Genomic DNA, 382 nt, shown 5'->3' on the forward strand with positions numbered 1-382 from the left:
AGCAAGTGCTGCTCTCCCATCTGAGCTAATCCCCCATAGGTCATCACATGACTAAGCTTGAGAGTAAATCCCTCAAAACTGAACAACGTTTCCACTAATGTGTAAGGTTCCGATTTATTTCCTTAGAAAGGAGGTGATCCAGCCGCAGGTTCTCCTACGGCTACCTTGTTACGACTTCACCCTAATCATCTGTCCCACCTTAGGCGGCTGGATCCTAAAAGGTTACCCCACCGACTTTGGGTGTTACAAACTCTCATGGTGTGACGGGCGGTGTGTACAAGACCCGGGAACGTATTCACCGCGGCATGCTGATCCGCGATTACTAGCGATTCCGACTTCGTGTAGGCGAGCTGCAGCCTACAGTCCGAACTGAGAATGGCTT

The 382-nt window shown here is 50.5% G+C and carries 1 rRNA gene; it reads right to left on the reverse strand.

Going from position 1 to position 382, the window contains the following annotated elements:
* Nucleotides 1-126: 126 nt before the first annotated feature.
* A 16S ribosomal RNA gene (locus ACKTR2_RS10405) occupies nucleotides 127-382 on the reverse strand; the annotation flags it as partial.

The sequence above is a fragment of the Furfurilactobacillus curtus genome, assembly GCF_045862785.1.
In the GTDB taxonomy this organism is placed as follows: Bacteria; Bacillota; Bacilli; order Lactobacillales; family Lactobacillaceae; genus Furfurilactobacillus; species Furfurilactobacillus curtus.